Consider the following 19,678-nt stretch of genomic DNA (forward strand, 5'->3'; position numbering starts at 1 on the left):
TTCTGTTATGCAAACACCATTTGCCATTTCACTACAGGATTCTTTATCGTATTTGCTGTCTTGCCATAAAAAATATAGTTTCTGGACATCATCCTGTTTTAATGCTTCAAATCCTGATCGGATTGAGGCATTGACATATGAATAGATTTACTTAAATTTGGTTAAAATTAAAAAACATGTCCGCCACCATTTCTACAAAAACCTTTGATTTTCTCAAAAAATTATCCAAAAATAACAACCGCGAGTGGTTTAATGAAAATAAACATCTTTACACCGAATCGCAGGAAAATGTGGTTGCATTTCTGGAAGACCTTATAAAAGAAATGTCGGCGTTCGATGGAGAGCTTGCTAAAATAGATGCTAAAAAAGCTCTATTCCGGATTTACAGGGACACCCGTTTTTCAAAAGATAAAATACCTTATAAAACAAACTTTGGAGCGTCATTAGGAATGGGAAAAGGAAGCCAGAAAGGAGGTTACTATCTTCACCTGGAACCAGGAAAGTCTTTTTTGGCAGGAGGTATTTACATGCCTGAATCATCAGTTTTAAAAGAAGTACGAAAAGAGATCTCCTTATATGCTGATGACTTTATTAAAATTGTTAATAACAAAGATTTTAAAAAGCATTTTCCTGAACTGGATCAAAGTGACCAGTTAAAAAAGATACCCCAGGGATTCGAGAAAGAAGATCCGATGGCAGAATATTTAAAACTGAAAAATTTTATTGTTGTGTACAACATCAAGGATGAAACAGTTTTGGATAAAAATGCCGTTAAGGAGCTAACCAAAGTTTTCAAACTTATGAAGCCATTCAATGATTTTCTGAATACCCCTTTTCTGTAACTACAAGAATCTATTTTAAACATGCCTGAAATAAAAGAATTACAACCAGTTACACATTCTTTTAAAATAAAACAGACATGTATATATTAATTGAAAATCAATGCGTTAGATTTAAACAAAATTAACATGAGTTTAACATTTTTGATTATCTTTGCTTTCTGTCAAATAATCAAGGATGTCTTTATACCAAAGAATTGCAGAAAACTTACAGTACATCAGTCCAAGTTTTTATAAAAGCAGATATTTTAAAAGTTTACATCACCTTTCAAAGGATAACTTTTCAGCACGAAATGTAGAACCGGAGCTGGTGTGGATCAAAGAATATCTGTCAGAAGAAGCTGTTATTCTTGATATTGGTGCCAATGTAGGTACATTTTTATACCAGCTGGAACATAAACTCAAACCTCAGCATATTTATGCTTTTGAGCCTAACCATAAATTGTATACCCGCTTAAAAAGGTTGTTTCCTTCTATGAATCTTCTTTCTTTAGCACTTTCGGATGAAAATACAATTGCTGAATTTAAAGTTCCCTTCATCAATGGAAAAATGGTAGCTTCAAGGGGGACACTGTATACTTCCTATAAGGAAAAAGGTGAGGAAAAGAGTTACACAGAAAAAGTAACAGTCACAAAATTGGACGACTGGGCAGAAAAAGAAGGTCTTAAAAAACTGGATTTCATCAAGATAGATGTTGAAGGAAATGAGATGAAAACCCTATTCGGCGGAAAGAAAACCATCCTAAAGTTCCTACCAACCCTTATGGTGGAAATGGAACAAAGACATCATGACAAGCCTATTTGGGGAGAGATTTCCGAAGTAGAAAGCTGGGGTTATGAAGCGCATTATTTAGACCGATCCCTTTTCAGGCTTGAAAAGCTTACGGAGGAAATTTTGGTCCGAAATATAAGTGACGAAAAAAACAAAACGGAATATATCAACAACATTATTTTTATACCCAAAACCTTTTAAAATATCTTTATGAGTGTAGTAGCAAGACAAGGATTCAAATATTCCATTATCGGTTATATAGGTTTCTTGTTAGGTACCGTATCAGCCATATTCATCTTTCCGAGCAATTTTGAATTTTACGGAAAGCTTCGCTACATTTTGCCTACTGCAGAAATGCTTGTTCCCTTTGTTGTATTGGGAATTTCTTATTCTAACGTTAAATTTTTCCACAGGGTAGAAAAGGATGGCAAAAAGCAAAATATGCTTTCCATCTCACTGCTCACCATTCTGATTAATTTTGCGGTATTTGCTATTGTTTTCTTCATCATTCCGTTGATTTATCCCAAGTTTACAAAGCTTGAAGCCTGGAAAAGTAAGGAAATTATTTTACCTATGGTTTTGATTTTATCACTCTGCGCCCTATTCAATAAATACACTTCAAATTATAAGAGAATTGTTGTCTCCAATATCTTCGACAATATTTTCCCTAAAATAGCAAACCTAGGAGCCTTCTGCCTTTTTTCATATTTACTTCTGTCTCAGCAGATCGCTTTTGCCTTTTTCTTTGGTATGTTTGCATTGATGCTCTTAGGGTATATTTATTATACGAACAGGTTAGAAAAGATTAAACTCGACTTCAGTACCGACTATTTCAAAAAAAATAATTTCTGGAAAGAATTTACGAACTACAGTTTCTTCGGTTTTTTAGGAACCTTTGGAAATTATCTGGCGATTAACAGTTTCATGATCGGTGAATTCATGGGAATGGAAGAGAATGGGATCTATGCTGTCCTGTACGCGCTGATTTCGCTCATCTCTATTCCACAACTGGGATTATTTAATATTTCTGCTCCGATCATCAGCAAAACATTAGCGGAAGGGAATATGGAAGAACTGGACAGATTTCATAAAAAAACCTCATTATCATTATATTTTCTAGGGGCCATATTATTTTCCTGCATTATGGTAGGGTTCCCCTTTCTTACTCAGTTCATGCCCAAGAACGGAACAATGCTCAGGGAATATGAACCTGTAGTCTGGATTTGGGGTTCAGCGGTTTTAATAGATCTTGCAACAGGATTCAACGGAAATATTATTTCTCTTTCAAAATACTATCGTTTCAACATCGTAGTTATGCTTCTTCTCGCAGGCTTAACAATAGGACTTAACTATTATTTCATTAAGCATACCGATTTGAAATTGATTGGAATTGCCTTGTCGACGGCCATTTCATTAACTACTTATAATGTCATTAAAATAGCCTTTAATTATTTCGTGTTTAAGGTTTCACCCTTATCTATTGAGATGATCTTTGTGTCTATTATCTGTACGTTAGCAATTACCGTGGCTATTGTATTGCCTACTTTCAATAATAATTTCATTAACCTGATCTACAAACCAAGCGTAGTTTTGGTGCTTATTTATATCGGAAATTATTTCACAAAAATATTCCCTGTTGAGGATTATCTGAATGCAGCTTTCATCAAAGGGATATTTAAGTTTAAATAAGACCATTTAAAACATTCCCGAGCTTTTTCCGGATACTTTCTTTGCTATAGTTCTTCCGAAAGTTAAAACTCTGTCTTTTAAGCTGTTGAAACTGCTCGGCAATGTTCTCATTTTCCGGAATGATAAAATCCAATTGCGAGGAATAGTTTTTAGGAAAAACAGCCAATTTTCCATATTTGATCGCATCTCCTACATTTCCGGTCATTTTGGTTTTTCCATAAATCTCTATCTGACTGAAAAATTCAGTTTGCTGCTGAACAGGACACCATAATACATCTGCTTTTGCCATCCATAGGTCATAATCTTCTGCCGAAACCCTTTCTTTAAAATAATGTATGGTAATATTACCAGGTAAATTCCCGGATAATTTTTCAAGCGCTTTCAACTCTTCACCCTGAGCTTTCCCAAGAAATATAAAAGTGAATCTTTGATCTGTTTTTAAAGTCCGGATTGTTTTAAAAATATGATCATAATCCCTTCTTTTCTGAGAGACTCCTCCTGGAATTACAATATTGACATCATCCTGTTGAACCCTATTAAAATTGGAAGTATAAAACAGGGGAAGAAACTGATATTTACCCGTACAGAGCGCATTATCCAACACAAGAAGATGACCTGCATGCTGGTAAACTTTTGAAGAATAGAAAAGACCTTCTTTCCACCATAATTTAAGCCTGTAAATAAAGTCTTCTTTGAAAATGCTTTTGATTAAGCTTAATTTTGAGGATTGAGGAAAATTCTGGTTATGGGTAATAACAGCAGCTTTATATTTCTGAACAATCGCGAGGAAAGTACTGAAATAACGATGTGCCGTCCCGATGATAACGATATCATACTTTTTTGCTTTCAGCTGATCACTGATCATGGAACTGTCGGACAAAAAAATCGTTTCGCCATCTTCCCTAATTTGATCTTTGATTTTTTTTGAAAAATAATAGTCTACCGTAAATTCTTCCGACCCTTTCATAATATCCATGAAAGCACGGGCAATTTCAGCATGTGTATCTATTTCTATGTAAGCTATGTTTTTCAAAATGTTTTTATTTATTTTATCCTCAAAGCCATTTCTTTTTTAAAGTCTCCCATCGTTTATTGTTAATAACCTGTTGTTCTTCTTTGCTGATTTTCAGTTTCATTTTTTTAGACCTGCAGCTTTCATAGGCTTTAATGATAGAGAAAAAAAATGAAACAGATCTGATTTTCATCGCTTCCTTTAAGGATGCAACATATGCCAGAAATCTGTTTAGCCCAAGAAAGTAAAAATAACGTCCGTAATAATCCGATTCCCTGACTGTATAATCAGCTCCTTTTACTTTAATCAACTTTACTTTTAATTCCGGTAGAACGACTTCTTTCCATCCTAAATGCTCCAATAGTATAGAGTCTATATTATCCCAGCCCAATGTTTCCCTTAATCCACCGATCTCAAGAAAGCATTCTTTGCGGTACGCCTTCAACGGGCCCCTGACATGATTTTTATTTGAATTTCCCTCATAAACCCAATCTCCTTCTTTTTCTACATACAGCAGACCACCTACCAAACCGTATTTGGGGTTATTGCTGAAAGATTTTTCTATTGTTTCAAGATAATTTTCGTCCAAAATAATATCCGCATCAAACTTGCAGATTATATCAAAATGATCCAAATCCTGAGTCTCCAATCCTTTTTTAAAAGCATTAACTACTTTGGAACCTGGCTGATGAGCCGACTTCTGCAGGTTAACTGTTTCAAAACGGGAATCTGTATCTGTATATCGTTTAATAATTTCAGGGGTATGGTCTGTGGAACCATCATTGGTAACCACAACTTTGAAATCCTTATAACGTTGTTGCTGTAAAGAATCCAGGGTAAATGGAAGATGATCCTCTTCGTTGTGTGCAGGAATGATAATTAAAAACCTCAATGTCTGGTTGTATTAAAAAGATCCCCACCTGAATATTTTCAGATGAAGATCTTATATTATTTTATTCTTAGGTAATAACCAATTTTATTTGTTATGCGGCATCAGCATGTTCTTAGGATCAAGAATTTCATCAAGCTTCTCCTGAGTAAGCACTCCTTTTTCAAGTACAAGGTTGTATACACTTTTTCCTGTCTCCAATGCTTCTTTAGCGATTTGTGTCGATTGTTTGTATCCAATATAAGGATTAAGTGCAGTCACAATACCAATGCTGTGTTTTACCATATTCAAACAAACTTCCTTATTAGCGGTAATGCCAACTATACATTTTGTACGAAGTGTATCCAAAGCGTTGGAAAGGAAATTAATGTTCTCCATAATCGCATGAGAAAGTACCGGCTCCATTACATTAAGCTGCAACTGTCCTGCTTCGGCAGCAAAAGTTACCGTAAGGTCATTTCCTATTACCTTAAAGCATACCTGGTTTACCACTTCAGGGATCACAGGGTTTACTTTCCCCGGCATGATCGATGATCCCGGCTGCATTGGAGGTAGATTAATTTCAAAAAGACCCGCTCTAGGACCTGAAGTCAGCAACCTTAAATCATTACATATCTTGGATAGTTTTACCGCAAGACGTTTCATAGCAGAAGAATAAATTACATAAGATCCTGTATCCGGAGTTGCCTCTACAAGATTTGGTGCGGAAACAATCGGAAATCCGGTCAGCAGAGCCAGATTTTTAGCACAAAGAGAAGCATAGCCGATCGGAGCATTAATCCCTGTTCCAATAGCAGTCGCTCCCATATTGACCTCAACAAAGAGATCGGCATTATTATTCAGTTTAGAAATATCTTCTTCCAGATTAGCAGCAAATGCTTCAAATTCCTGTCCTAAAGTCATAGGAACCGCATCCTGAAGCTGAGTTCTACCCATTTTAATAACATCGTGAAACTCCTCTCCTTTAGCACGAAAAGCAGCTACTATTTTTTCCAGTTTTTCAACCAATCGTACATTCATACGTAAAAGTCCAACTTTAATAGCTGTAGGATAAGCATCATTGGTAGATTGGGAAAGATTGATATGATCGTTTGGCGAACAATACTGATATTCTCCTTTGTTCTTTCCTAGCTTTTCTAAAACCCTGTTGGCGATTACCTCATTCGCATTCATGTTGATCGAAGTACCGGCTCCTCCCTGAATCATGTCCACAGGGAACTGTTCATGAAGTTGTCCATCAATGATCTCATCACATGTTTCTGCAATCTTGAAATAAAGATCTTCTTCCAAAAGCCCTAATTCATAATTAGTCTTAGCCGCAGCTTTTTTTACAAAAGCCAATCCTTTAATAAAATCAGGATATGAAGACAGAAGCTGTCCCGAAATTTTGAAGTTATCGATCGCTCTCTGGGTTTGCACTCCATAATAAGCGTCCACCGGCACGTTAAGTTCTCCCAGCAAATCACTTTCTTGTCTGAAATTTTCCATTACAGATTTTCTATTTTTTTATCGTTTAAATATAGCAAAAACGCATCGTTAACAGATGCGCTTTTTTTCATTTTATTTTACCGGATACTTCTGATTGAGAGCCTGCAGTATGGCCCATGTCTCAGCATCCATTATTCCATCATAATTCTGAGGGCGGAAATGATATTGAAAAGCCTCAATGGTTTTCTTTGTTGCATCATCCCATTTTCCGCTCGGCTCAATCCCGTACCCGAACTTCTGAAGTGCTGTCTGAATTAAAAAGATAAACGACGGCTCATTATATCGGGTTGTAAAATCGGTTTGTGCCAGTTCAAAGATACTTTGTTTTGCTGCTTCATCGTACCACATTCCTATCTGATATTCGTCATATAATTTTTTCCATGGAAACATTGGTCCCGGATCCTGTTTTCTGGTTGGTGCAATATCGGAATGGGCCAAAACATTGGTCGCCGGGATCTGGTATCTGGTGGCAATATCTTTTGCTAATGCGGCTACCTTTCTTACTTGTTCATCACTAAACGGGGCGAAAATCCTTTTTCCGGTCCCATCAGTAGTATATCCGGTATTTACAATTTCAATTCCAATCGAATTATCATTAAGGTTTTTATCATTTCTCCATGAACTTATCCCTGCATGATACGCCCGTTTATTCTCATCTACCAATTGATAAATTTCATTATCCCCTATATTATTAACAAGATAATGTGCGCTCACCGCTTGCTGGGTAAGCACAGTTATGGATTTATCATCCGGTAAAGCAGTATAGTGTAATATTAAATATCTCTGTCTGAAATTTTGCGCTATCGCAGGAAAATAGGTTTTTACTACTTTATATCCGGCCGGTTTTGCGGAGACAATGGAGCCGTAACTTGCTGTATTATCATTTTTGGTAGGATCTGCAATATTGGTTGTAAAAAACTCTACTCCATGATCACTTGTAATTTGTGGTTTCGGCTTATCTGCAACAGGAGTTTTAACTACGGTTTTTGGCTGTGTCACTGGATTTTTCGGCTTATATGTTGTTTTCACAACTTTCTTCTGAGGGGCACAAGAAAAAACAAAAGCGGTTAATCCGATGATATATAATGTTTTACGCATTAGTCTAATTTTTTAATCATTTATTAGCTCAAAAATACGCAAAATTTTCTTGAAATTTATTTGGTAAATAAAGAAATCTATTCTATATTTGCACTCGCAATAACGGAATAACGATCATTAAAAAATAAAGATAAAAGGAGGGTTGCCGGAGTGGTTAACGGAGCAGTTTGCTAAACTGTCGACGCGAAAGTGTCGCAAGGGTTCGAATCCCTTACCCTCCGCTTTTCTTTTTCTTACAATATACTCGGGGCGTAGCGTAGTCCGGTCATCGCGCCTGGTTTGGGACCAGGAGGTCGCAGGTTCGAATCCTGCCGCCCCGACTTTTTTTAATGCGCTTGTAAAACTAAGCGGGAATCAACTTTTTATGGGTGCGTAGCTCAGCTGGATAGAGCATCTGCCTTCTAAGCAGACGGTCAAAGGTTCGAATCCTTTCGCGCTCACTTAATGAGACAACTTTTAAAAAGTTGTCTCATTTTTTATATCCATAAAAACCTGTGGCCCAAACTTTTACAATTGGGATATTTAGAGTTCGATTTTTGAAGCTAGAATTCTTCTATTACTTGTTTGAAATTATCTAGAAGAGCCTCAATATATTTCCTATAGATACTTTTCAGCAAATTCGAAATCTCCTTAGGGTTATACTATCTTTTTTTCTGGTTTTTTGTAATTTTTTGAGATAAGATAAAGCAGGTCCAATATAACTGCTATTTCTTCATCATCTACTTTAATGCCATTTTTTGCTAACAGGGCAATTGCCTGTTCAATTGATATTTTTTTATAAGTGAAATTCATTTTTCATATTTTTTCGATTAGCTTTTTTCAATAGTACTTTTAATAATGCATCATTTAGATCTAAAGAAAGACTCCCTTTTTGGTAGTCAACATTAACAGGAGGAATCAAACTCACAACATGCTTTTTATCAGCTATATCAAATTCCGAAAATCCGTGAAAAAGATCTAAAAATAATTTGCTTTCCAACTGTTCCTGCCTATCAATATCTCTTAATTTAGTATTGATATTACGTAACTCTTTTTTTAAGCATTGAGAATTAACCTGGTTCTCTTTTTTTAATTCATTGTAATCGTCCAGTTTCAAAATCCTTGCTACAAATAGCTTTCTAGCTTGGGAAAGAGTTAATCCTTCTTCTTTCAATTTTCTCTCTGCCAACATCCGTTCATGTAAATAGTTTGTTTTCTGTGTTTTTATATTCTGATCTTCTAAAATACTGTTGAATAATTCAGCTGCATTATTTGATAATATTAGTTCTTGAAGTTTATTCTGATAACATTCATTGAGAAGAATTGCATTTATTCTTGTCTTACATCGCCCATGACAGTGATAATAGGGATATTTTTTGGTTTTGCCTTTAGAAAAGCTTCCACTAAGTTTTTGATTACAGTGGGGACATATTAAGAATCCTCTTAGAAAAAACGTTGCTTTTAGAGTATCTGCTTTAGCGGTAACTTGTCTTTTCGTTGTAATAATACGCTGTACGTCATAAAACTGGCTTTCAGAAATTAATGCCTCATGCATTCCTTTAACCATTTGTTGTTCCTCAGCGCTAATATTTACCGATATAAGACCACAATAAACCGGATTACGTACCAGCCTAAAAAAATGCGATCGTGAGCATATCAAACCTTTATCTGTCGCCATTTTTCTGATCTCTTCTATCTTATGAATATTTTTTGAAAGTTGATGAAATACCCATTTTATAATTTCTGCTTCCGGTTGTTTAGGTGTAATTATTTTTTTACCATCTAACAGTGTCAGATTAATAAATCCTAATGGAGCCTTATTAGTATACCTACCCATTAGTTTCGCCCGACGAATGCCATTTGCTGTATTCTGGGCTCTCCTACTATTTTCCGCTTCTGGTACGGAAAGATATACTGCAAGCATAACCGTGCTTTCCGGAACTGAAAAATCTACAGGCTGATCAATAGCCATTGCTATTGTTTTATATTTCCGAAGCTTTCCTATCATTTCATAGGCATACTCAACATTACGGCTGAATCGATCCCATTTAATAAATAATATATTAGCTTCTTCCTTAGGCGATTTATGCTTAATTGTTGTGAATAGACTTTTCCATTCAGGCCGATTGAAATTCTTAGCTGAAAAGTCTTCACGATAAATCCCCTTGACTTCAATATTGTTATATTTACAATATTTTAATAACCTGTCCTCTTGCTCGGGTAAGGAGTACCCTTTTCTTTTTTGCTCGTCCGTACTTACACGGACATATAAATAGGCTGTTTTCATATGAATAATATTAATTTGATCTACAAATTAATAATTAAAAACATCATGAAATAAGCCATATTGATTTTGATTTCAATTACGGATTTCCATAAAAAGGTTATATAAAAATGATTTATTTTTGTGTAGATACTATATAAAATCAATATCAACTATTACTCACTATGAATACTCCACAAAAAGCACCGACTTTAAATAAGTTTACTGAAGAATTAGAAAACTTGTTAAAAAAAAGAATTGGAGGATCAGTAAATTTTAGAGGCATCTACTATCAAATATTATATGCATCTTATTTAATACTTAACGAGCTTAGAGGAACTTGCGAAATATCGATAACAATGGAAGGTATTGAGGATATTGACTTAAATACCTCTCAAAATATTCTTAACGGTCAACTATATACTCAGATTAAATCATCTGTAAATAAAATGGACGCCGGAAGTTTTTGGGATTTAGGAGTATTACAAAATTTCGCTGAAACTTTTGAAATTAATCCTAACAGCAAGTTTAAGTTAGTGTATAATATGGAAATTGCTAAAGGAAACCTTCACTCTTTAATGCATAAAAAGGATTTATCTGACTTCTGGCAAACAAAATTCACCACATTAAAATACAATATAAACTATAATGATCTATTATCAAATATCTCATTTGAATATAAAACATCGACAGAATTGTTCAATGATATTCTGATTTCATTATTTAAGGACTGGGGGATAAACAAAGGAACAGAACTTCAATTTTTAAGATCATTATTTTACAATGTCTTTATTTGGTCAAAAAATAGAATTACAGTAACTAATACTGATATTACTGCCCTATTTCAGGATATAAAAGACTCTTACTCTAAAGCACCTGTTAATAATGCGATATTAAATAATTGGATCATCAAAGTTTCATATGATATTACTGAAAGTCATAATGCAGAAGATTTTTATGATGGAAAAGCGGCAAGACCCGCTCATATCAAATTAGGATTACCCGTAAAAAGAAAGATTTGGCAAAAAAAAGTTTATGATAGCGTATTTGAATCAGATGTTACTGTGATTAGATCTTCAAGCGGACAAGGAAAATCTACCTTAGCGTGGCAAACGGGATATGATCTAAAAGAAAAAAACAATTATTCTATCTATGAATTACGAAGCTGTAAGGACTACAATGAAGCTAATTCTATTGCTGAATTTTTGGAATCCCGAATTCTAATTGGTGAAAAGCCTCTGTTAATTATAGATGGATTAAATACTTTAGTAGAATCGTGGTTTGAAATAGTTTCGACAACAAGGGATTTTCCTGTAAAATATCTACTTACAACTAGACAAGAAGATTGGTTTAGATTTGGTGCTGACATTTCACGAATTAACCTAGCTACGGTTGATATTTTATTATCAATGGTCGAAGCCAGAGAATTATTTGAAGAATTAAAAAGAAAGCACAAAATACATCCGGATATTCAAAAATGGCAACCTGTATGGGAACAGGTTCATCCAAAAGGACTATTGATTGAATATACATATCTTCTGACAAGAGGTGAAATGATCGAAGAGCGACTTTCAGCACAAATAAACTATTTATCCAATTCGAAATCAGCAGGAGCCAAGTTAGAAATATTACGAATGATTTCTCTTGCGGATTGTTTAAATATTAAATTAAAGACAGCAAAATTACTTAGTTATGTAAAAACGGAAATAGGATTCGAACAAGACCGAGGTGAGTTATTAAATGAATTAGAAAAAGAATATTTCCTAAATTTTGATGGTCATTTTGTAGAAGGCTTACATCCTGTTCGATCTCAACACCTAAAAGATCTATTGCACAAAAACATACCTGTAGAGGAATCTCTTAAAAACCTGTTTAAGATTATTACTGATGATTACAAACAGGATTTCTTTAATAATATTCCTTTTCTACTTGATCAAAACTATAAAAATGAATTTTACGAAACATTAGCAGAAATAGTTTCTGAAGACTCATTAGAAAATATTGTAGTCGCTGTTGATGGTATTATGCACGCTGAACCGCATCGATATTTGAATGAAAATAAATTAGAATTTGATGAAGCTTATAATGTCGGAGGTATAGAATTATTTTCCGTAGCTTCTACTCCATTTTCCGAACTTAATACTTTAGAGGAAATGTCAAATATTCTTGGTGAGCAAGGAGGCAACTTTAGACTATTAGCAGATTTAAAGAAAAGATTACCTAAATATCAATTTGAAAATTCTGATGTAGTCATATTTGCAAACGCTTTAAAATTAAATTTGCAAAAACGTTCTTCAGCTATTATTTCTTATAAAGGTCTTGGCTTTTTGATAAAATGGTTTAGCCATTTAAAAATAGCCATTAATATTCCATCAATAAACAACAATATCAGTATCGACGAGCTAATAAAAATGGATTTTAGTGAGGCGAAAGAATTGATGTCTTTTTTACAATTAACTGATTCTGTTGAATATAATAATTTCATAATAAAAAATAAAGAGACGCTCTTCAGTTATCTTAAAGTCAATACTAATTCTATTATTATAGAGGACTCTGGGAATAAAATTAATATTAAATATCTTCTATTTGATCAAGATTCAAAACACGCCAATAATTTGAGTGTATCTAGGATTGAGGATATTTTTGAATTCTTTCCATTTTATGAAGAGTATTGTACTGAGGGAATAATGTTCCCGTTTCCTTCTGAAGAAATGACTACTACAGTTAGAGATGATGCACGTAAACGAATGACTCCGGCTTCAATTGGGAATTCTTTTGACATTCATCTCAACCAGATTTGGTATAACGAAATACAGAAAATGTATTTAGACTCGTCGGCTTACAGTTGGCAAGAGAGAATAATAAACATTAGAAAATTAGCTTTGGAATGGGTTAAAATTGTTACACGGATGATTGACGGATTATTAGAAGGCAACAAGAATAAAATTCAAAAAAATGTCACTGAATTACAGCAGAAAGGAGAACTTCTTAACAACACTATAAAGCTTAAGAAAAAATATCCAATTTATAAAAAGTATAATGAAAAAAATAATGCTGTCGAAGGCGAAAAAGAAATAGGCTCGTGGATTAGTTCCCTTACAAATATTAATAGTCAAATATTCAATATTTTCCTGCCAAAAAAAGAACAAGACACAAGATTGGCATTAATTAATTTCAAAGGTGTTTATTTTGACTTAGAAGCACTGCAAAATGCGTTTAGAACTATTGAAAATAAAACAATAGCTTATTTTGACTCGGAGAGCATTTGCATAGAAGAAAATATACATTATGAAAGACTATATGCTTCAATCTTATATTATTTATCGCAAATACCGTTAGAAGATAAAATGCCTGTTCCAGTTGGGAGAAAGGCTGTTGAAGAATGGTGGATGAAGGCTAAAAACGCTAAACTTGATGACCTCAATCATTCTTTAGCAATAATTGAGGCAAGTTCTGATTTTAAATTCGTTTATCCCAATGGAATAGAAGAAACTGACACCATTACTTATTTGACAATTGGAATAATCGATTTTAATTTTTCTGATACCCATAGTTTGGAAAGTTTATTATTCGCATTAGGTATTTTGAGAGATTTAGATTATCAATTTATTACAATTATCAGTGTAAAAGATAATATAGCAGTTAGTGGTTTCAGAATAAGTAAAGAACTCATTAATGCTTATGATAACTTAATAACCGGCGCTGAAAATATTGATATCAATTTTCCTGCACTTCCTGTTACAATTGAAGAAAAAACATTAAAAAATTTGCCAGAAGTTTTACTTCCGGAAAAATCTGTTAATGGCGATCTGAGTAAGAAATTTGAAATTTTGATTACGTTATGGAAGTTGTCAGAATTTAAAAGACATCTAAATGAAAATTCCTCTATTGAAATGAAATGGTTGAAAGGTCTTAACCTCGAATCGGAAATTAGAAATAGTTTAAATTCTTTAAACGTCTCATCCGAAAGCTTTACAAAATTCATTGGAAAAGGTTTAGAATCGGATTATATTTACCGCGTGGAAGACATATCTCAAGAACTACAACAACAAATTATATCACATATATAATCTTAAATTAACAATTTCATATATGTAAAATAATAATGACTTAGCAGCTGTAATAAGCAAAAAACATGTGGCTCATTACTTAAGTACTTACAGCTAATATATCTTATTTTTCTATCTTGACGTCACTGATTTATATTATTGATTCAATAAATGCCTGTTGAAATTCAACACCAAAATCTTTTTTAAGATTTTGGTATACCGTATTCATTTGTATAAAATAAAGTAGCCCTTTCTTATAATCTAAAGATAATAATGCAAATTTTGTTAAATTACGGTTTGCTAGGCTTTTGTTCTTATCTCCGAGGTTATGGGCAAGAATTGTGTTTCTCAGATCTATTACTTCATCCCAATCTAGATCATTAATTAGATGCTTATTGTCTTTTTTAAACTTTAAAATTTTCTCTCTTAGGAATTCATCTTCTGTACAATTTTCAATCATGACCGTCCCTTTTAAAGTAAGTCATACTGCTTTTATGTTTTCAATTTCTCTGGCAGCAACTTATACCTATAACAAGATGACCTTTGCACTCATTCCTGTCGGTTTTGATTTTGGAACCGACAAAGCTGGCAAAAAATGGATCAATAATGGCAGATACTAGTTCGGATTTGGTCTGGGAATAGATGCTGAGTTGTTTGGGGTTTAAGTTTTCTATCTACTAAAATGCTTTAGAAAGAATATAAGCATGCACAGTTTTTTTCTATATTTACAACAAGTTAAAAGTGGTTGTATTATATATACATGCATTGAGTTTTTAACTGTTCTAAAAACGAATTAACCTTTAATGAGAATAATACATATTTCGGACATTCATTTGTCTAGTGCAAATTATGATGAATTTTCACGGAATTACATCGTAGATCTACCTAAGGTTCTGCAGGAAGAAAATCAAAAAAAAGATATTGACCTAATTGTTATTACAGGGGACCTAGTAGATCAGGGAGGAAATTCCCTTCTTAAAATACCAGGTTTTGAAGCAATTGAAGATCCATATCAGATTTTTGAAGAAAAGTTCATATATCCTATAAAAGCAGAGCTAGGCTTTGAAAATGATCGATTTCTGTTCATCGCAGGTAATCATGACATCGATGAAAGTAATATATTATGGGTGGATGAGAAAAACATGCAAAAAGAAGAGGTGGCGGGAAATATAAAAAAACTCCTTTCTTTGAGCGGTGATGATGCTGACAGATATCGAGCCAGAATCAAACGTTTCAAAGATTTTGAAGAAAGATTTCATAAAGATACCTCAAATTACAAATATTCGATAAATCAGTCAAGCTATGTCTACCAATTTAACGACCAAATAAAAGTTGGTTTTGCGCTGATAAATGACAGCTGGAGATGTAGCACATGCAGGCTAGCAGAACCTCCCAAAAAATTACTTTTTTTTGGTACCGATCAAATATATAATGCTTTACCCGATCTGCAGGGTACAGCAATGAAGGTAATTTTAACTCATCATCCAATTGAAAGTTTTCATGAACATACAGAATTCAAAAGAGCCTTACTGACGCAACAATATCATTTACATCTATTTGGGGATAAACACCAAAGAGACATTTCTTACCATATTAACCCAACTGGACAATGCATAGGTCTTATGGCTCGTGCTGGATTAAATAAACCTGATGAAGAAATTAATAAATGGCAACCCGGGTTCCATATTATCGATATCGATTTTGAACAGGCAATTATAAGTTGTATTACATACTATAGATATTCATATGACAACGGAGTATTTGCCGTAGATTCTGATGCAGCTCCTCGTGATGGCATTGATAATACACCACGAGGACTGGGATTCGCTAAAATTGTCTCCCAGCCTAAAATTGACCTAACAAAATTAGAAGAGAAAACATTTTTTAAACCATGATCGAACAATACCACGAATTAAGATATATTGAAACTTCACCGCAGGATACGGTAACACTCTCTTTGTTTGAAGATGTAGATGAGAGATTGACATTACTCGATCTTTTGAAACAACGTGATTATATCTTTTTATTAGGAAATCCAGGAGTTGGAAAAACAACAGAACTTACAGCGGTCTTTAAAAAATTATGGCAAGATAAGCAGGAAACTCAGTTAGTACCTCTCTTAATAAATATCAAAAATTTTAGATATACTTACAAAATCGAAGATTTGATTTTGTTTGAAAATTGGCAACAAATGCCGGCTCTGTTATTTCTTTTCGACGGCTTGGATGAAATTGGAAATATCCGCGATTTTATCGCAGAATTACAAAATTTCATTGCAAGATATCCAGATTTAAAATTAAAGTTTATTATTTCCTGTAGAACCAATATTTACCAAAAATATCTAACGGATCTCACATATTTTACTACTGCATATCTGAAGAACCTATCCTATGACCAAATTGAAAATATTCTAGATAAAAAATACGATTTGCAATTAAACTACGAAACGATCACGAGCTCTTTTCTGATTTTGCAAACACCTTTTTTTCTTAATCTTTTCGCCAATTATTACATCAAAAACGGAAGCTTTCCAGATACCTTAGAAAAGTCATGGGATTTAATGTTGAACGAGTCAATAAACGATACGTTGGTCAAACTAAAAAATCGTTTCGATACACACAAAGCTCAAATTAATCATATGCTGCAAAAGGTTGCAATAGCAAATGAATTGATGCAGGAAACGCTAATAAGTGAGGAACATCTTTATAAGTTGGTCGGCGACGAAGGTATCAAAATATTTCCTGAATTGAACTTTATATCAAAAGATGAATCTTTAGAGAATTACAGCTTTATTCATAAGAATTATCAAGAGTATTATGCAGCGAGATTTATCTCCCATTTGACTAGTGAAGAAATTATTGCATTTATCAAAGCAGTGGATTTAGAAAAGGTAAAGCCAAATTTATTTAATACAACTACATTCCTATTAAGCATTTTAGAGGGTGAGAAATTTAGTACACTTAAAAATTGGCTCTTAACGAACGACATTGAAATTTTATTCTTCGCAGATGAAAACCGATTCGAGGACGAACTAAAAAATGAGATTTTCGAAAAGTACTTTCGAGAAATCTGCATTGAGAAAACCTATTGGATCAATAACAATGAGAAGCTGGCTTTGGATACCCTCGCAGAATTTGCCAATTTTGATTTTTTGATGGATCAGCTTCTAAATAAAGATCTACATCACAGAGGTAGAGCATCAGCTTTAGAAGTGCTTGGGTACAAGTCTCTCAATGGGAAATCAACCGAAGTTCTTAAATGCCAGCTGCTAAATTTATTGATACATGAAGTAGGATTCTTGACTACCGAAATCTTAAGAACGATAAAAATCCAAGGGTTTCATAAAGATTCCGATTATTTAGATCAAGTACTTACTTATACTAAATTCATAGAGAATAAGGACGTATATTATGAAATTCTAGCTATTGAAAGTGACCTTCCAGATGAGACTCGTGATGCTGAATTGTTTTTAGAGATAATAAGAAAGTATTATACTACTTACGACAATGTTATCAGGTCGACAGATTATCTATTTGCTTCTACTTTGCTGAAAACCGAGGATCCAGATTTCAACCTTGCGTTACTTGAAATAATGTTCGATGAAAAGTATTCATTTCGGGCTAATAGCGTATTTCTTGATAGCTTTGACGACAGAATACTGGACCGGATCGAATTTTTCGGCGATGATCCAAATTACATCCTTAAATTAATTGAAATTGCATTTTCTGGATCACATCGAATAATGAGTAATCCGTTGCTGCAAAAAATAATATTAAATATAAAATTAACTCCAGAAATAGTTACCTATATCCTTCTTAAAGAAAAACTGTCAACAGATGTATTATACCAGATTTCTAATTATTTGGATAAGAGCTCGATCGACCATATCACAAGTAAATTCCATGAAGGTACATTTAAGTTTGACCCTGAAGAAAACATTGAGAAATTACGAAACTGGATAGCCAATAACAATTGGGAATTAGGAATTTATTTTGAGCTTAAATTTATGGAGGCAGGCTTTGTGTTCAGCATACCTTTGATAACTGAAATTGAGGCTGCAGAGAGAAATGAAGTATACAACAATTTTAAATCGAAAAATTTTCAATTACTGTTTGATAAAAGAGCTTTAGTCACTGAAATAGAGGATTATTTCATCCGTAATAAGGTAGAACAATTATCAAATAAAGAGTTTAGACCTTTATTTTTCAAATGGTATGAGGACTTCAATTTTCATGGGTTACAATATACGGTCCATACCGTTCTGGAAACCGCTTTTAGATTACACCCGGGAATAACTGTAGATATTTCAAGAATTGCTCAGCTTTTGGATGAGCCCTATTTTTATTTAAGTGTGATTAAGTCTTGCTTAGCTCATTCTTCATTCGATGCAGACTTGAAAGAACCGCAATTATCTTTAATCAGGTCTTTAGTGGAACTTTTGGCAGAAAAGATTGATTTCAATAATGTAATTGTTATAAATCCTACCGATCCGAACCGATTTAGCACGACCATGAATTTTGCATACCTCAAGATTGTGCTTTTTTATGATTTAAGCTACAATATTTTACTAGACAAAGATTTTTATCTCAATGCAATTGAATTTGGAGATGCTGGACAAGAAAAACATCCTAATGCGAAAAACTCATTTATAGCTCATGTATTAGAGAGAACTAATGACAAACAGGCCGTAAATAAGAGAGTAACGGAGAATATAACTAAAGGCAATCTCACATTCTTTTCTAAAGAAGATCATATTTCTTATGCTATAAATAATAACTTAGAAGAATGTTTTGAAAAAATCGGCGAAGAAATTCTATTGGACGAGACATTGTTTAATAAAAGCAATATATTAACAAGGTATATTGAAATAATTGATGACCCACTGTCATTTCTAAAAGCATGCTGTCGCGAGCCCAAGTCATATTTTTACTGGTACATCATTAAGATAATAAAGGAAAAAGAAATGGATAATGAATTTATCTTACAGGCTGCACTCAATTATCTTGAAATTCAAGATTTAAATTTCATTGATGATGCCGTAAACATATTCTTTTTTTTAAACCACAATAACGCATTAAATTATTATTTTAACTCTTTAGTAAGAGTTGTAAGCATTAAATCAGATTCGAGCGGTTTCTTCCCTAAAGATGTCATTAAATACAAAAATCTAAACGAACTCTATCTTTATGAGAGTCTTTTTAATATAATATATGAGCCTTCAACATTCCAAACATTCTATCTCCACCAGTCTAGAAACTTTATGAATGCCCTCACAGCGAATTTAAGCGTGGATGATCGAGGTCATGAGTTGGTAATCAATAATTTATTGGCTATTAAATCGAAAATAGAAGTGCTTGAAGATAAAGACGAATTGGATCATAAACTTTTTTACATTAACGGGCTTATAGACTTTTCAAATAACAGCCATTTAAAATCGAAATCTACCGAATTGACTTTCGAGGAAGCAGTAGCCGTAATAGGAAAGAGTAGATTTGCATAGGAAATTTAATATTAATGGTGATTCAAATAATTGAGGTAACAGGTTTTCCGTTAAGGACAACCTGTTACTTTATGTGTAAAAAATATAGGAGCTTCTTCAA

At 33.5% G+C, this 19,678-nt stretch carries 14 protein-coding genes and 3 tRNA genes; 10 read left to right on the forward strand and 7 right to left on the reverse strand.

Annotated elements, in window-relative coordinates; all coding sequences use genetic code 11:
• Window positions 1-176: 176 nt before the first annotated feature.
• From AAEU33_RS21045 to AAEU33_RS21055, 3 genes are all read left to right on the forward strand, one after another.
• Window positions 177-842 (forward strand): DUF2461 domain-containing protein, encoded by a 666-nt coding sequence (locus AAEU33_RS21045; RefSeq protein WP_172276584.1) that lies wholly within the window; start codon window positions 177-179, stop codon window positions 840-842.
• Between the two features lie 175 nt (window positions 843-1,017).
• On the forward strand, window positions 1,018-1,812 hold the full coding sequence (locus AAEU33_RS21050; protein ID WP_345990148.1) for an FkbM family methyltransferase: 795 nt from the start codon (window positions 1,018-1,020) through the stop codon (window positions 1,810-1,812).
• Between the two features lie 9 nt (window positions 1,813-1,821).
• The gene (locus AAEU33_RS21055; protein ID WP_345990150.1) at window positions 1,822-3,300 is read left to right on the forward strand and encodes an oligosaccharide flippase family protein; all 1,479 of its coding nucleotides are present in this window, start codon (window positions 1,822-1,824) and stop codon (window positions 3,298-3,300) included.
• Here AAEU33_RS21055 and AAEU33_RS21060 read toward each other — a convergent pair.
• The 4 genes from AAEU33_RS21060 to AAEU33_RS21075 form a co-directional block, all read right to left on the reverse strand.
• The gene (locus AAEU33_RS21060; RefSeq protein WP_345990152.1) at window positions 3,293-4,333 is read right to left on the reverse strand and encodes a hypothetical protein; all 1,041 of its coding nucleotides are present in this window, start codon (window positions 4,331-4,333) and stop codon (window positions 3,293-3,295) included. The genes AAEU33_RS21055 and AAEU33_RS21060 overlap by 8 nt on opposite strands.
• Before the next feature lie 22 nt (window positions 4,334-4,355).
• Window positions 4,356-5,204 carry a glycosyltransferase family 2 protein gene (locus tag AAEU33_RS21065; protein ID WP_345990154.1) on the reverse strand — a complete coding sequence of 283 codons (849 nt, stop codon included), beginning with the start codon at window positions 5,202-5,204 and terminating at the stop codon, window positions 4,356-4,358.
• 84 nt (window positions 5,205-5,288) lie between these two features.
• Window positions 5,289-6,689 carry an aspartate ammonia-lyase gene (gene aspA / locus AAEU33_RS21070; RefSeq protein WP_345990156.1) on the reverse strand — a complete coding sequence of 467 codons (1,401 nt, stop codon included), beginning with the start codon at window positions 6,687-6,689 and terminating at the stop codon, window positions 5,289-5,291.
• Between the two features lie 72 nt (window positions 6,690-6,761).
• Window positions 6,762-7,787, reverse strand: coding sequence for an N-acetylmuramoyl-L-alanine amidase (locus tag AAEU33_RS21075; RefSeq protein WP_345990158.1), 1,026 nt, complete (start codon window positions 7,785-7,787; stop codon window positions 6,762-6,764).
• A 136-nt stretch (window positions 7,788-7,923) separates the two neighbouring features.
• On the opposite strand from AAEU33_RS21075, the gene AAEU33_RS21080 reads away from it, so the two are divergent.
• The 3 genes from AAEU33_RS21080 to AAEU33_RS21090 all read left to right on the forward strand — a co-directional run bounded on the left by AAEU33_RS21080 (window position 7,924) and on the right by AAEU33_RS21090 (window position 8,227).
• Window positions 7,924-8,008, forward strand: a tRNA-Ser gene (locus AAEU33_RS21080).
• A gap of 24 nt (window positions 8,009-8,032) precedes the next feature.
• Window positions 8,033-8,107 (forward strand) — tRNA-Pro (locus AAEU33_RS21085).
• Window positions 8,108-8,153: 46 nt separating this feature from the next.
• Window positions 8,154-8,227 (forward strand) — tRNA-Arg (locus tag AAEU33_RS21090).
• A gap of 196 nt (window positions 8,228-8,423) precedes the next feature.
• On the opposite strand, the gene AAEU33_RS21095 is transcribed toward AAEU33_RS21090, so the two are convergent.
• Window positions 8,424-8,579 carry a PTS sugar transporter subunit IIBC gene (locus AAEU33_RS21095; protein ID WP_306596593.1) on the reverse strand — a complete coding sequence of 52 codons (156 nt, stop codon included), beginning with the start codon at window positions 8,577-8,579 and terminating at the stop codon, window positions 8,424-8,426.
• Window positions 8,563-10,053 carry a recombinase family protein gene (locus AAEU33_RS21100; protein WP_345990160.1) on the reverse strand — a complete coding sequence of 497 codons (1,491 nt, stop codon included), beginning with the start codon at window positions 10,051-10,053 and terminating at the stop codon, window positions 8,563-8,565. The genes AAEU33_RS21095 and AAEU33_RS21100 overlap by 17 nt, the downstream gene beginning before the upstream one ends.
• Before the next feature lie 161 nt (window positions 10,054-10,214).
• On the opposite strand from AAEU33_RS21100, the gene AAEU33_RS21105 reads away from it, so the two are divergent.
• Window positions 10,215-14,099 carry a hypothetical protein gene (locus AAEU33_RS21105; RefSeq protein ID WP_345990162.1) on the forward strand — a complete coding sequence of 1,295 codons (3,885 nt, stop codon included), beginning with the start codon at window positions 10,215-10,217 and terminating at the stop codon, window positions 14,097-14,099.
• 130 nt (window positions 14,100-14,229) lie between these two features.
• Here the strand turns inward: AAEU33_RS21105 and AAEU33_RS21110 are convergent, their stop codons facing one another.
• A complete protein-coding gene (locus AAEU33_RS21110; protein WP_345990164.1) occupies window positions 14,230-14,538 on the reverse strand; it encodes a hypothetical protein in 309 nt (102 codons plus the stop codon).
• On the opposite strand from AAEU33_RS21110, the gene AAEU33_RS21115 reads away from it, so the two are divergent.
• The 3 genes from AAEU33_RS21115 to AAEU33_RS21125 all read left to right on the forward strand — a co-directional run bounded on the left by AAEU33_RS21115 (window position 14,537) and on the right by AAEU33_RS21125 (window position 19,578).
• Complete coding sequence (locus AAEU33_RS21115) at window positions 14,537-14,698, forward strand: hypothetical protein (protein ID WP_345990166.1); 162 nt, start codon at window positions 14,537-14,539, stop codon at window positions 14,696-14,698. The two genes, AAEU33_RS21110 and AAEU33_RS21115, sit on opposite strands and share 2 nt — an antisense overlap.
• Window positions 14,699-14,881: 183 nt before the next feature.
• On the forward strand, window positions 14,882-15,973 hold the full coding sequence (locus AAEU33_RS21120; protein WP_345990168.1) for a metallophosphoesterase: 1,092 nt from the start codon (window positions 14,882-14,884) through the stop codon (window positions 15,971-15,973).
• A complete protein-coding gene (locus AAEU33_RS21125) occupies window positions 15,970-19,578 on the forward strand; it encodes a hypothetical protein (protein ID WP_345990170.1) in 3,609 nt (1,202 codons plus the stop codon). The genes AAEU33_RS21120 and AAEU33_RS21125 overlap by 4 nt, the downstream gene beginning before the upstream one ends.
• Window positions 19,579-19,678 lie beyond the last annotated feature (100 nt).

This window comes from Chryseobacterium sp. Chry.R1 (genome assembly GCF_039645525.1).
Classification (GTDB): domain Bacteria; phylum Bacteroidota; class Bacteroidia; order Flavobacteriales; family Weeksellaceae; genus Chryseobacterium; species Chryseobacterium proteolyticum.